This window comes from Marinicella meishanensis, assembly GCF_019931145.1.
GTDB classification, from domain to species: Bacteria; Pseudomonadota; Gammaproteobacteria; order Xanthomonadales; family Marinicellaceae; genus Marinicella; species Marinicella meishanensis.
Window position 1 is genome coordinate 233,207 of the sequence record NZ_JAIOUV010000005.1, and the last position, 13,984, is coordinate 247,190.

Genomic DNA, 13,984 nt, shown 5'->3' on the forward strand with positions numbered 1-13,984 from the left:
ACTCTAGGCAATCGGCCTATAATACAACGCTTTCAAGTCAGCCTGGTCACATGTCTACCGTCGAAAATTTCTTTGCCAACTTGTGGCAACAATACACCGCCATCAACCCCCAAGCCGAAGCGATTCACGAGCTGTTGGCAGCCCGCGGCGAATCGGTGGTCAATGACCACGTGGCCCTGCGCACTTTCAACACCGATAAACTGGGCATTGATCGTCTGGGTTACCTGTTTGAAACGATGGGCTATGAAAATCGGGGTCAGTATGATTTCACCGCCAAACAACTCAACGCCTACCATTTTGAACACCGGGAAAACCCCCATCACCCCAAAATTTTCATCAGTGAATTAATCACTGAATCCTTTTCAGATGAACTCCAAGCCCTGGTGCATCGCATGGATGGGCAAGTGATGTCGAAGGCAACCCAAGACCCGGCATTCTTGTATTCCGGTCGACCCTGGGACCTGACCTTTCAAGAATACATCCGCTTGTTACAGGAAAGTGAATATGCGGCCTGGACCGCCGCCTTTGGCTACCGGGCCAATCATTTCACCGTGTCGATCAACCATTTGACCACCTTTTTTGAGATTGAAGACTTGAACCAATTCATCATGGATCATGGTTTTGCCATGAATGAATCAGGCGGCTTGATCAAAGGCACGCCTGCACAACGGTTGGAACAATCATCCACCATGGCGCCATTGGTCAACCTGGAATTCAGTGACGTCAGCCATTTGGTGCCCAGTTGTTTTTATGAATTCGCCAAGCGCTACCCGCAGGCAGACGGACGTTTGTACCAAGGCTTCATCGCCGCTTCAGCCGACAAAATTTTTGAAAGCACCAACCGGCAATGACGCCATTTTCCTCTGGCACCAACAAAAAAGCCGACCCCAAGGTCGGCTTTTTTTTACCAATTTTCCTGATGCCTTAATTCATCACCCGGACTCTTGTTCGATTTTTGCCCAGGAATCGCGCATGGTCACCACCTGGTTGTAAATCGGTTTGTCGGTCTCGTGGGTTTTGTCTCGCTTGAAATAGGCGTTGCGCTCAAATTGGTAAACAACTTCATCGTCTTGGCCGGCGATGCCTGGTTCCAGCATGGCGTTGGGCAAGATTTCCAGCGAATCGGGGTTGATGGCATCCATGAAGTTTTCCAGTGAAGCCGGTTTGGGGTGGTTGAACAAGCGGTCGTACAAGCGCACTTCAATGGGTGCAGCATGGGCAGCAGAAATCCAATGGATGGTGCCTTTCACTTTGCGGCCATCGGCGGTGCCCCCACGGCTTTCAGGATCATAGGTACAACGCAATTCAACCACTTCACCCGCTTCGTTCTTGATCGCTTCTCGACAGGTGATGTAATAGGCATGACGCAACCGCACTTCCCGTCCTTCGGTCAGGCGGAAAAACTTGCGGTTGGCATTTTCCTGATAATCACTTTGTTCCACATAAAGTTCGCGGCTGAAGGGAATTTCACGGCTGCCAAAGGATTCATCTTGTGGGTGGTTGGCGCCGCTGAGCATTTCCACCTGACCTTCAGGGTAATTCTCGATCACCACTTTCAAGGGTCTGAGCACACCCATGACCCGTGGCGCGGTTTTGTTCAAATGGTTGCGGATGGCATCTTCCAACACCGTCATGGAAATCACCGATTCTTTTTTGCTGACCCCCACACTTTTGATGAACGATCGAATTGCTGCTGGTGGGTAGCCACGTCTGCGCAAGCCGGATAAGGTCGACATCCTGGGGTCATTCCAGCCATCCACTGTGCCCTGCTCCACCAATTGACTCAAACGCCTTTTGGAGGTCACAGTGAAGGACACGTTGAGTCGGGAGAATTCGATTTGTTGTGGGTGGCAATCAATGTCAATGTGTTCCAACACCCAATCGTACAAGGGGCGGTGGTCTTCAAATTCCAGGGTACACAGGGAATGGGTGATGCCTTCGATCGCATCCGAAATGCAATGGGTGAAGTCATACATGGGATAAATACACCACGCATCGCCGGTGTTGATGTGATGCATCCGTTTGATCCGGTAGATCACGGGATCACGCATGTTGATGTTGCCAGATTGCATGTCAATCTTGGCCCTGAGCACTTTGCTGCCATCGGCATATTCGCCGGCTTTCATGGCCCGGAACAACTGCAGATTTTCAGCCACGGTTCGATCCCGAAAGGGGCTGTCTGTGCCCGGCCGGTTGAAATCACCGCGATTTTCCCGCATCTCTTCAGGGCTTTGGTCATCCACATAGGCCAGCCCTTTTTCAATCAACTCTTCGGCAAAGGCATACAAGCGATCAAAATAATCCGAAGCATGGAATTGATTCTCATGCCAATCAAAGCCAAACCATTGGATGTCTTGTTTGATGGCTTCGGCATACTCACGACTTTCTTTTTCGGGATTGGTGTCATCAAACCTCAAATGGCAGGTACCCTGATAATCGGCCGCCACCCCAAAATTCAAACAAATGGATTTGGCATGGCCAATGTGCAAATAGCCATTGGGCTCGGGTGGGAAACGGGTCACCACGTGATTGTGCTTGTGATTGGCCAAATCTTCATCAATGATGTGCGTGATGAAGTTCTCGACCACATTTTTTTCAGTCATAAGTTGCCGATTTGTTAATTTGTTGTTGAAAGCCGTGTATTTTGACAGCAAAGACCCAAAAAATCGACCCTGAAATTCACCAATAAGCGATGATTTAATTCGCACCCTGAGGTAGAATGATTCGGCAGATTTTATTTTAAAAAGAGGAAACCAATGAAATTGAAAACCATGATCTGCATTGGTACCTGTCTGTCCTTCAGTTTGGCCACAGCCCAACAGAAGCCAGGGGACACCGATGCGCCTTATGTACCATTGACCCCGCAAACCAAGCAAGCTGTTAAGTTTGATGTGTCATTGCCGTTGTCCATGTACGCTCCCAAGCCCATCACCAATGTGAAAAACCGGGGTGGCCTCACCATTGACCCAGGTCCAGCCAACGACTCGGATGCTCCATTCCCCGGAGACCCGGTGTTGCAAAGCATGCTGGGCGGTTTACCTGGCCCCACCAAACAAACCGACTTTTTGGCCCTGGACAACATTTCTGGGGTGTCACCACCCGATCCGGCTGGTGACGTTGGCCCCAACCACTATGTGGCCATGACCAACTTGTCATTTGCCGTATTGGACAAGTCTGGCAACACCTTGTTTGGCCCGGCTGCCAACAACACCTTGTGGTCAGGCTTTGGTGGTGACTGTGAAAGCGACAACGCCGGTGACCCCATTGTGCTGTATGACCAAATCTCTGATCGTTGGTTGTTGTCTCAATTCACTTCATCGGCCGGTCCGCAGTTCTACAATTGTATTGCGATTTCACAAACCAGTGATCCCACTGGGGCTTATTACCGTTGGGCGATCTTGAACAACAACGGCAGCGCCGACTTGTTCCCTGACTACCCCAAATACGGTGTGTGGTCTGACGGCTTTTACATCTCGACCCGTGACTTCAACGGCGGCTCATACGCCGGTGTGGGTGTTTATGCTTTGAATCGCGATGATTTGATAGCCGGTGTGCCCAATCCGCGCATTGTGTATTTCTTCATTGATCGTTCAGTGGATCCATGGCAAGTGGGTGACGGCTTGTTACCCGCCGACATCGATGGCGACACCTTACCACCACCAGGCTCACCGCAATATTTTGTGGGCTCGATGGACAATGGTGGACCCTATAGTGCCGCTGCAGATGCCTTGTCATTCTGGGAGTTCGTCGCCGATTATGACACCCCAGCCAACTCCACCTTCACCCGCACGGCCCTGATTCCGATTGCTGAATACGACACCCAGTTCTCACTCTGTTCTGGCCGCAACTGTATTCCACAAGCCGGCACCAGCAACGGGGTGGACATCCAGTCATACCGCCAACGTCCTTTGCATCGTTTGGCTTACCGTAATTTCGGTACCCATGAATCACTGGTGACCAACCAATCGGTGGAAGCGTCAGCTGGCATCGGTGGCATCCGTTGGTGGGAAATCCGCGACCCCGACACCGGTCCAACCTTGTTCCAAGAAGGTACATACGGTCCAGGTACAACGGACAACATTCACCGTTGGATGGGGTCAATCGCCATGGACCGCGATGGCAACATGGGTCTGGCATACAGTGCTTCAGGCACCGCCATCAACCCCGCGATTCGCTTCACCGGTCGTTTACAAGGTGACGCTTTGGGCGCCATGGACCGCACCGAGGGTTCCATCATCGAGGGCACCGGCAGTCAAACCAGTGGTCAACGTTGGGGGGATTACACCTCAACCAACATCGACCCAGTTGATGACTGTACCTTCTGGCACGTCAATGAATACTACGACACCAATGGTGGCGATTGGCAAATCCGGGTCGGCTCCTTCAAGTTTGATGTGTGTGGTGATCCAGGCTTCTTCCTGGCTGCAACCGACCCATCGGTGGCCATCTGTCAAGGCGATGACGCCACCTACGACCTGACTGTGGGTTCTGTGGGTGGTTATGATGGTGTGGTCACCTTGTCGCAAACCGGCGAACCAGCCGGCTCGACAGTTGGCTACAGTGTCAACCCCGTGCCTTCATTACCGGGTGCCTCCACCGTGACCGTGTCCAACACCGGTGCCGTAGCAGCTGGCAACTACATGATCGATGTTTTGGGTACCTCACCCACGGTGTCTGACCAAAACGTGATGCTGAGCCTGGATGTGGCCGATGCCGTACCCACAGCCAACACCTTGATTGCACCGGCTGATGGCGCGGTTGATGTGGACAACCAACCCAGCTTGAGTTGGGATGACACTGGCGCGGTGGATTACTTGGTTGAAATCGCCACCGATGCCGGTTTCACCAACATCGTCTTCAGTGACACCACCGCCGGCACCACCTTGGTGCCCAGTGTGACTTTGGGTGCTCAAACCGAGTATTTTTGGCGTGTGACCGGCAACAACAGTTGTGGCGCCAGCACCCCATCAGCAACCTTCTCTTTCACCACCGTGAATCAACTGTGTTTTGCCATTGGTTTGCCAATCACCGACAACAACCCCCCTGGGGATGATTTTGTTGGCAGTGTCGTGGATACCGGCACCTTGGACAGCTTGACCGTGTCAGTTGACACCGCCCACACTTGGGTGGGTGACTTGATCCTAACCTTGTCCAAAGATGGCACCAGCGTGGTGTTGATGGATCGTCCAGGCTTCACGGGCACTGGCTTCGGCTGTGGTAACGACGACATTGACGCCTTGTTCGATGATGGCAGCGGCACCCCAGTTGAATCTGAATGTGAAGCCACCCCACCAGCCATTGGTGGTACGGTTCAACCTGAAGAGGCTTTGGCGGCCTTCAATGGAGTTGACTTGGCCGGTGATTGGACTTTGAACATCAGTGACAACGCCGGCTTTGATACCGGTACACTGAACGAGTTCTGTTTGTTGCCAGTCTTGGAGCAAGTCCTCTGTGATCCTGCGCCTCCAGTGGGCGATCCAGATGTGATTTGGTTCAACGGCTTCCAATGTGTGGAACCCGCACCCTAAAGGGACACAAAAAAAGCAAGTCATCAAACGGTGACTTGCTTTGATCCCAAATTGATAAGCCCCTGCCTGTCAGGGGCTTTTTCTTGTCAGCAACTGAGTCAGCAACTGAAAATCTGGCGGTCTGACAGTCGCATGGCGGTTAATTGACCACCCCACACTTTGCCACTGTCCAAACAGGTGACCTGCGCATCTTGATACAAACCCAAGGCCGACCAATGGCCAAAGACCAAATGCTGATTCAGGTTTTGAATGCCCTCATATTGGAACCAAGGTTGCAGTTTTTTGAGGGTGGTGACCCGTCCGTTTTGTGAAAAATTCAAGGCACCATCGGTTTTGACAAAGCGCATGCGGGTGCTGGCATTGATCACAAACCGGGTTTGTTCCACCAACGGCAAATCAAGAGACCATTTTTTCGGCGTGTTGCCATACATGGTCTGAAAGAAAGCCGCAGGATCTTGCTGCATGATGGCGGCGGTGCGATCTGCCAAGGTTTTGAAGTCTTCAATGCGCCACCAGGGATACAGGCCAGCATGGATGATCAAGTGATCACCGCAATCCAGGTACAGCGGTCGGCTGAGCAGCCAATCCAGCAGCAAACGGGCATCCGGGGCATTGAACAAAACTTTGAATTCTTTGTTGCTGATGCGTTTGTGGGGCTTGTGGTATTTACTGAGCATGCTCAGATCGTGGTTGCCCAAGACGGTGTCACAACAATGCTGGTGGGCATACACCCAACGCAGCACATCCAGGGACCGACCACCGCGGTTAACCAAATCGCCACAAAACAACAAACGATCAACCTGCGGATCAAATGCGATTCGATCCAGCAGTTGCATCAATGGCTCAAAACAACCTTGCACATCACCCACGGCATAGGTGGCCATGCTCAATCACACCCCATAAGATTGTCGATAAGCCGTGACTTTGGCCAAATTTTCCGCATCACCTTGAAGAAACTCAAACAAGGCTTGTAAGTTGGCGATGCTGATTTGCGCCAGGCCGAATTCTTGTTGCAACTCTTGCATGGCGGACAGGTCGCCTTGCCCCTTCTCTTGGCGATCCAAAGCCACCGCAATACCCACGGCTTCGGCCCCTTGTTGCTTGATCAGGGCGATGGATTCACGCACCGATGTGCCGGCCGAGACCACATCGTCCACAATCAACACCCGGCCTTGGACTGGAGCGCCAATCAGTTGTCCCCCTTCGCCATGGGCTTTGGCCTCTTTGCGGTTGAAAGCCACTGGCAGGTTTTCTTGGTACAGCTGATACCAGGCCACCGCTATGCATGTGGCCAAGGGGATGCCTTTGTAAGCCGGGCCGTAAAGCATGTCGAAGGCCAAACCCGATTGTTTGATGGTTTGGGCGTAATAAGTGCCCAACAGCGACAGAGAATGGCCATCATCGAACAAACCGGCATTAAAAAAATACGGGCTGATGCGCCCTGATTTCAAGGTGAAATCGCCAAATTTAAGGACGTTTTTGTCCACGGCCAAAGCCAAAAAGTCTTGTGCAGTGCTCATGCGGTCAGCGTTGTCAATTGGCTGTTATCTTGCGAGAACCGCGGTCAATTTTCAACCCCATCGGTGTTATAATTTGGGCTTTTTCAGGAAACCCACACCATGAAAATCATCTCCTTGAATGCCAATGGCATCCGCGCCGCCGAACGCAAAGGCCTGTTTGACTGGTTTGCCCAACAAAATGCCGACATCATGTGCATCCAGGAAACCAAAGCCCAGCTGCACCAACTGCCACCGGAAAAATTTATGCCAGATGGTTATCACCACTTTCAATCCGACGCCTGCAAGAAAGGTTATTCAGGGGTGTCCATTTACAGCAAGCACCAACCGGTGGACGTGGCCTATGGCATTGATTGGCCGGCATTTGATGACGAAGGCCGCTGGGTACAAATCGATTTGGGGCATTTGATTGTGGCTTCCTTGTACATGCCCTCAGGTTCATCCAAAGAGGAGCGGCAAGATTTCAAATACGTGTGTATGGAGCGCATGGAGCCGGTGCTGCAGAGCCTGATCGACGGCGACAAACCGTTCATCATTTGCGGTGACTGGAACATCGCCCACAAAAAAATCGACATCAAGAACTGGCGCGGCAACCAGAAGAATTCAGGCTTCCTGCCAGAAGAACGGCAGTGGATGACCAAATTGTTTGACGAGATGGGTCTGGTGGACGCCTTTCGGGTGGTGGAACCGGGTGAGCACCAATACACCTGGTGGTCAAACCGCGGTCAAGCCTGGGCCAACAACACCGGCTGGCGCATTGATTACCACATCACCTCAAAATGCCTGCAAGAAAAAATCAAAAGGGCTGAAATTTACAAGGATGAACGGTTCTCGGACCACGCCCCATTGATCCTAGAATACGATTTGTGAACAAAAGGGCTCGATTGAGCCCTTTTGTGGTTGCTGCGCGTTGCTTATTTGATGGTATCAATTTCATACCAAGGGGTTGGGTTGATGGGACAGCGAAATCGAAACCCATCGGTGGTGATTTCAACCCGAGATGTTTTCGATTGGTTGGGCTCCAATGGAAACATGTCCAATTGTGCCCTGGTTTTGTTGTTCTGTATCTGAAAACCCACCAACTTGTTGGTTTTATTGGTCACCACAAATTCATAAGTCCCTGGTTTCAAGCTGGCCAAAGTTTCTTTCGCTTCGAAATAGCCACCATATTGGTCCAGGTGGATGGTGGTCACCCCATCCACTTGTTTGGCCAGTTCTGCCTGACTGGGGTTGAAAGCGGTCAATGCGACCATCAGTGACAAAGCGGTGATCATCATATTGAGTTGTTTCATGTGTGTACTCCTGGTTGATTAATTTACATTGTGGGTGTATTTTATGGCCTGAAATGATACGATACATGTCAATTAATCCTACTTTATAGCTCATTCGTCCAATGAACGTCATTGATGAGATTTTTAAGTCAATTTCCTTTGATGCCTGCATATACCTGCATTCAGCATTTTGTTCCCCATGGGGCGTCACTTCCTCAAATCCAGGAAAAAGCAGTTTCCATGTCATTGCTTATGGCAATTGCCAATTGGAAATGGCTGGCCAGGATCCCCTGTTTCTCAGCGCCGGTGATCTGATCTTTTTTTCCCGCGATACCCCGCACAAAATCCTCAATCCAGATGAGCGCAATAACCTGTCGACCACTTTGATTTGTGGCCAACTGAGTTTTCAACAAGACAACAACCCCATTTTGCAAGCCTTACCCAGGGTGTTGCACATCACTGCCAACGAAATGGATCAAGCCATGTGGTTCAAATCGTTGTTTCAGCAAATCGTGGCCGAAGCCGAAAGTGACAATGCAGGCAGGCAATTGGTATTGGATAAATTGGCCGAAATTTTGTTCATTTATGTGGTTCGCTATTATGCTCAATCCACCCAATTGCGCGATTCTGAACAGGCCGGCTTGTTCATGGGCTTGGCTGACCCCAATATTGCCAAAGCATTGATCGCTTTTCACCGCCACATGGATCAACCATGGAACTTGCAATCATTGGCTGCCCAAGCAGCCATGTCTCGATCCAAGTTGGCCAGCCGCTTCAGTGAACTGTTGGGCGTGACCCCATTGAAATACATGACCCATTGGCGCATGCAACTGGCCGCTCAATTACTGAAAAACAGTCATCAATCAATTTATCAGATCGCCTTGTCATGTGGTTACCAATCAGAAGCGGCATTCATCAAAGTGTTCAAAAAACAATTCGGGATGACCCCAGGACAAAGCCGCAAAATGGCCCACTCAAACCAATTTGATTGAATGCGATTCAGTACTCGTTCTTATTACCCAAGTCTTGGACCAGCGATTGGTCGTCCCACCCTGAATCATTGTTGAACTGGTATTGTTTGATGTGCTGGTCATTCGCCAGCACTTTGGCCAGGTTATCCAGTTGTTGCTGTACCCTGAGTACATGGCCTTTTTCGTCGCTGTCAAAGTATGACGCCGCCAGTTCGCGCACCAAGGCTTCGTCTTCTTTTTGATAAATGAGTTTGGCCCGCTTGGCCTGATAGGCCCGCATGCCCAAGTGCTTCAGCACATCTTCACCCATGGTGGCCGAGGTCTCGAAGGTTTCTCGGTAAATGTGCTTGACCCCGATGTGGTGCAGTTCGTAGGCCATGGTGCGGTCTCTGGCCCGCACGAACAGCGTCAAATTGGGGTGGTTTTTTAACAAGTACTTCGACAACTCGATGACCTTGTCAGGGTCGTCCATGGCAATCACCATGGTGGTCGCCTCATCGATACCGGCGGCCTGCAACAAATCCATGCGGGTGGCATCGCCAAAAAAAACCTTCCAACCATATTTGCGCAAGGTGTCGATCATGTTGGGGTCATTGTCCAATGCGGTGATGCCGAAATTGTTGTATTGCAGCAAGCGGCCCACAATTTGACCAAAGCGCCCCACCCCAGCAATGATCACCTGATTGGCTTCATCGATGTCATCGGCAGCCCGCTCAGGGACATCATCGGCCAACATTTTTTTCAAGATGACTTTTTCATAAAACAAAAACAACAATGGCGTGATGGCCATCGACAAGGCCACCACAATGCGCAATGTGTCGGCAATTTCAGCCGGTACCACCTGTTGTCCCACCGCCAATGTCAGCAGCACAAAGGCAAATTCACCGCCTTGGGCCAAGGCCAAGAAAAACAAGGCGTGTTCAATTTTCTGCAGGCGAAGGATCTTGCCCACCACAAACAGCACCCCGGCTTTGAGCAAAATCAAGCCCACAGTCAGCCCCAGGATCACCCCATATTGAGCGGCAAACAGGGCAAAATTGAAGGCCGCACCCACGGTCATGAAAAACACGCCCAGCAACAACCCTTTGAACGGTTCGATGTCGGCTTCCAACTCATGGCGGTATTCACTCTCACTGAGAATCACCCCAGCAATGAACACCCCCAAAGCGGGTGACAAACCAATCAACGACATCAAGGCCGCAATCAAGGTCACCAGGCCCAGGGCTGCGGTGGTAAAAATTTCTTTTTGTCGGGCCCGGGCAATGTAGTCAAACAAGGGGTTGATCAAATGTCTGGACAAAACATAGATCAAGACAATGGCCCCGACCACCACCAAGGGTTTTAACCACCCGGGCAAGTGGGTGGTCAAATCAATGCCATGGGCGGCGTGACCAGCTCCATCAGGTGCTCCAACTGCCAACAGTGGGATCACCGCAATGATCGGGATGACGGCGATGTCCTGGAACAGCAAGGCCGAAAACGACGCTTTGCCGCCAATGGTGTTCTGCCAGCCCTTTTCCTTCAGGGTTGACATGATGATGGCGGTGGAAGACAAAGCGAGGGTCAAACCGATTGCCAAACCCACTTGCCAGCTCAAACCAAAGCCCCAAATGGCCACTGCCATGATCAACACCGCAGTCAAACTGACTTGCAAACCACCGGCTCCCAGGATGGCGGATTTCATGCGCCACAGGTGGCTGGGTTGGATTTCCAAGCCAATCACAAACAGCATCAACACCACCCCAAACTCGGTGGCATGGTTCAATTGTTCCAGCAGTTGACCTGAATCCATGTGCAACAAGGGAGCCAACACCGTCAAAATACCACCGACGATGCCACCTGCGATCAAATAACCCAACACCGAACCCAAATTCAGGCGATTGGCCAAGGGCACCAACAACACCGCCAAGCCCAAAAACAAACTGGCGATGATGAATGCTTCCGTCATGCCAAGGCTCCGGGGAAATGTTCATTGAGGGTGCGGTAGCTGGCACACGCTTGGGCCGACAGCCGTTGCTGCACCAAGTCATCCATCAATTGTTGGTAAATGGCGGCTTGTTCTGATAAATAGTTGGCGGATATGTGGTCGTTGTAATTCTGTGCCTTGATCTTCAAGGCGCCATAAACGATGAACGGTGGCAAATAGTCCATGTGACACAGCTTGGCGGTGTATTCAAACGGCTGCAACAAGTCACGGATGTTGCGCTCACCTTGGTAGTTACACAAATCACCACCGGAGGTGACCACCGATAAAAACTGTTTGCCGGCCAAGGCCGTGCCCTCAGTGCCGTAAGCAAAGCCGTGTTCCAACACCAAGTCCATCCATTCTTTCAAGATGGCCGGTGCCGAATACCAATACAGCGGGTGTTGAAACACGATCACGTCATGGGCTTGCAACAAGGCCTGCTCATGGGCCACATCAATCATGAAATTGGGGTAGTGCTCATACAAATCATGCACCGTGATCTCGGCCCGATCGGGCAATGCCTGGAGCAAAGCTTGGTTGAGCTGTGAAGTCTGAAACACTGGATGGGCAAACAGCACCAGAACTTTGTTCATGCCTGGCTCGCTGTTTGACTCATGCAGCGGTGTGCGCGCCGATCAATCGGTGTCACGGTCGATGTCTTTGTACTTGGCTTTGGCCGACAACAAAGCCTCGCGCAATTGGGCTTCGGTTTTTTGCAGTTCAACCACCGCCCCTTCGCGTTTGGCCTTGCCTTCTTCGGCAATGCGCAGGCTGTCATCAATGGTTTCGATCAATTTCTGGTTGGCCAGTTTCACCACTTCGATGTCAAACACCCCGCGTTCCATTTGTTCCCGCACTTTGCGGTTGGCAATTTGCAGGTTTTCGGCATTGGCGGCCAACATTTCATTGGTCAGGTCGGTGGCATCCTTGATGGTGTCAGCGGCTTGTTCAGAGCGCCAAATGGTCACCGTTTGGGCCAATTGTTGGCGCCACAGCGGCACCGTGTTGGCAATGGTGGAATTGATCTTGTTGATCAAACCTTTGTCATTTTCCTGCACCAGGCGAATGCTCGGCAGGCTTTGCAGGGTGACTTGGCGGGTCAAGCGCAAATCGTGTACCCGGCGTTCCAGATCAGCGGTTGACGAACGGATGTCACGCAGCTTTTGCGCCAACAACATGTCTTCACTGCCTTCGGCTTCTTTTTCCATGGCTGGGATGACCTGCTCATGCAATTGTTTGATTTTTTCTTCGCCGGCTTTGATGTAGTCTTCCAAGGTATGAAAATACTCCAAATTGGCCACGTATAAACGATCCAGACTGGTGATGTCTTTCAGCAACTGGGTTTTGTGCGACTCCAGTTTGTTGGTGATTTTGTCGATTTGTTTGCGCACTTCTTCATAGCGTTGCAAAAATTTCACCAACGGTTTGGCCTTGCCAAACAAACGGGCGAAAAAGCCGGGTTTCTTGTTGGGGTCCAGTTCGTCCACATCAAAACCACGGATGGTGGCCACCATCTCGTTCAAGGCTTCGCCTGATCGGCCGAGGTCTTTGTTTTTCACCCCTTCCAACATTTTGTCAGAAATTTCGGTCACTTTCTCTTGCGCCTTGGTGCCAAAGAAAATCACTGAATTGGCATCGGCCATGTCGATTTCTTCAATCAAGGCATCGATGCGTTGACGCTCCTCATCATCCACGTCCTTGTAGGCCACCATTTCATTCATCACACCCGGCACAATTTCTCCTTCGATGGTGCCTTTGATGGTGCCTGTTTCTGTGGCTGTGGTGGTTTTGTTTTGGTCTTCTTCAGTCATGATCTTCTCTCAATTAATGCCTTGTTTTTCTAAAAGCGTGTTCAACACCTCGATGTCCACATCCAGGTCAAACACTTTGTTTTCCAACAGTTTCTGATTTTGTTCGTTGAACACTTGATCGATGTTGTGCAGCACCTGCTTGAAATTGTGTTCCAAGTCGTTGTTGTCCACCAGTTGGTGGGTTTCTGCATAGCGTTTGATCACGTCTTCGGTGGCCCCTAGGTAGGAATGCAAGAAGCGCCTGGCTTGGGGAATTTTTTCCGGGTGATTGACCAGGGTGTTGATCACTTCCCGACTGGTTTTGACGATGCGGGTCAGATAATTCGACAGCTCCTGATTGGCAATGTGCTGATTGGACTGTTCAATGTTGACGATGGACTGCTCGCTCATAGCCAGAATTTGTTTTGAGTCTTCATCTTGCACCCCGGAAAATGTGGGGGTGTTCACTTCATCCAAGCCATACCACAAGATGGAGCCCACAGTCGCCCCAATGCCATAGGCCACCGATTCCAGCAAACCCATGCCTGCCACCATCCAAGAGCCCACAAAAGAACAGGCGCCCAAGGTCAGGGAAGCCAACATCATCAATGGAAAAGGTCTGCGGGTGATGAATTTGCGTTGTTTGAAGTGGAACTTATTGCGCAGCCCTTTGCTCATCCAGGCGGCCGACAACAGGCTGCCGAAAAAGACCCCGCCTGAGAGCAAAAAACCGAATAAGTTGCCTTGGGCCAACTGCGAAAACGTGGCTCCCAAATAAAACATTGAATAGACATACAACAACCACGCTGTGGATTGAATCTTAATGATTTTTAGCTGCGCCTTTTCACGGTATTTGACTGGCATCAAAACATCCTCACAGCGACATAGACCATGGACAGGGTTAACAATCCATAGCCGGCCAATTTTCTGATGAAATCCAA

At 51.0% G+C, this 13,984-nt stretch carries 12 protein-coding genes; 4 read left to right on the forward strand and 8 right to left on the reverse strand.

The window, feature by feature from the left end:
* Window positions 1–50: 50 nt before the first annotated feature.
* Window positions 51–851 carry a DUF1338 domain-containing protein gene (locus tag K7G70_RS10415; RefSeq protein ID WP_223788579.1) on the forward strand — a complete coding sequence of 267 codons (801 nt, stop codon included), beginning with the start codon at window positions 51–53 and terminating at the stop codon, window positions 849–851.
* An 81-nt stretch (window positions 852–932) separates the two neighbouring features.
* Here the strand turns inward: K7G70_RS10415 and K7G70_RS10420 are convergent, their stop codons facing one another.
* On the reverse strand, window positions 933–2,603 hold the full coding sequence (locus K7G70_RS10420; protein WP_223788580.1) for a glutamine--tRNA ligase/YqeY domain fusion protein: 1,671 nt from the start codon (window positions 2,601–2,603) through the stop codon (window positions 933–935).
* Between the two features lie 153 nt (window positions 2,604–2,756).
* On the opposite strand from K7G70_RS10420, the gene K7G70_RS10425 reads away from it, so the two are divergent.
* Window positions 2,757–5,528, forward strand: coding sequence for a proprotein convertase P-domain-containing protein (locus K7G70_RS10425; RefSeq protein ID WP_223788581.1), 2,772 nt, complete (start codon window positions 2,757–2,759; stop codon window positions 5,526–5,528).
* Window positions 5,529–5,626: 98 nt separating this feature from the next.
* Here K7G70_RS10425 and K7G70_RS10430 read toward each other — a convergent pair whose 3' ends face one another.
* Together K7G70_RS10430 and pyrE are read right to left on the reverse strand one after the other, a co-directional pair.
* Window positions 5,627–6,412, reverse strand: a complete 786-nt coding sequence (locus K7G70_RS10430) for a symmetrical bis(5'-nucleosyl)-tetraphosphatase (RefSeq protein WP_223788582.1) — start codon at window positions 6,410–6,412, stop codon at window positions 5,627–5,629.
* A 6-nt stretch (window positions 6,413–6,418) separates the two neighbouring features.
* Window positions 6,419–7,048 (reverse strand): orotate phosphoribosyltransferase, encoded by a 630-nt coding sequence (gene pyrE / locus K7G70_RS10435; protein WP_223788583.1) that lies wholly within the window; start codon window positions 7,046–7,048, stop codon window positions 6,419–6,421.
* A 99-nt stretch (window positions 7,049–7,147) separates the two neighbouring features.
* On the opposite strand from pyrE, the gene K7G70_RS10440 reads away from it, so the two are divergent.
* A complete protein-coding gene (locus tag K7G70_RS10440; RefSeq protein WP_223788584.1) occupies window positions 7,148–7,915 on the forward strand; it encodes an exodeoxyribonuclease III in 768 nt (255 codons plus the stop codon).
* Between the two features lie 44 nt (window positions 7,916–7,959).
* On the opposite strand, the gene K7G70_RS10445 is transcribed toward K7G70_RS10440, so the two are convergent.
* On the reverse strand, window positions 7,960–8,337 hold the full coding sequence (locus K7G70_RS10445) for a hypothetical protein (protein WP_223788585.1): 378 nt from the start codon (window positions 8,335–8,337) through the stop codon (window positions 7,960–7,962).
* A gap of 101 nt (window positions 8,338–8,438) precedes the next feature.
* Here K7G70_RS10445 and K7G70_RS10450 point away from each other — a divergent pair, with 101 nt between their 5' ends.
* Entirely contained in the window at window positions 8,439–9,308 is an 870-nt protein-coding gene (locus K7G70_RS10450) for an AraC family transcriptional regulator (RefSeq protein WP_223788586.1), read from the forward strand.
* A 7-nt stretch (window positions 9,309–9,315) separates the two neighbouring features.
* Here K7G70_RS10450 and K7G70_RS10455 read toward each other — a convergent pair whose 3' ends face one another.
* From K7G70_RS10455 to K7G70_RS10470, 4 genes are read right to left on the reverse strand one after another with little or no spacing between them, the layout of a single operon-like run.
* Window positions 9,316–11,235: a cation:proton antiporter domain-containing protein gene (locus K7G70_RS10455; protein WP_223788587.1), complete on the reverse strand. Its 1,920-nt coding sequence runs from the start codon at window positions 11,233–11,235 to the stop codon at window positions 9,316–9,318.
* Window positions 11,232–11,846, reverse strand: coding sequence for an NAD(P)H-dependent oxidoreductase (locus K7G70_RS10460; protein WP_223788588.1), 615 nt, complete (start codon window positions 11,844–11,846; stop codon window positions 11,232–11,234). Before K7G70_RS10460 ends, K7G70_RS10455 begins: the two co-directional genes overlap by 4 nt.
* A 42-nt stretch (window positions 11,847–11,888) precedes the next feature.
* Window positions 11,889–13,064, reverse strand: coding sequence for a toxic anion resistance protein (locus K7G70_RS10465; protein WP_223788589.1), 1,176 nt, complete (start codon window positions 13,062–13,064; stop codon window positions 11,889–11,891).
* Window positions 13,065–13,073: 9 nt separating this feature from the next.
* Window positions 13,074–13,907: a 5-bromo-4-chloroindolyl phosphate hydrolysis family protein gene (locus K7G70_RS10470; protein ID WP_223788590.1), complete on the reverse strand. Its 834-nt coding sequence runs from the start codon at window positions 13,905–13,907 to the stop codon at window positions 13,074–13,076.
* Window positions 13,908–13,984: the final 77 nt, after the last annotated feature.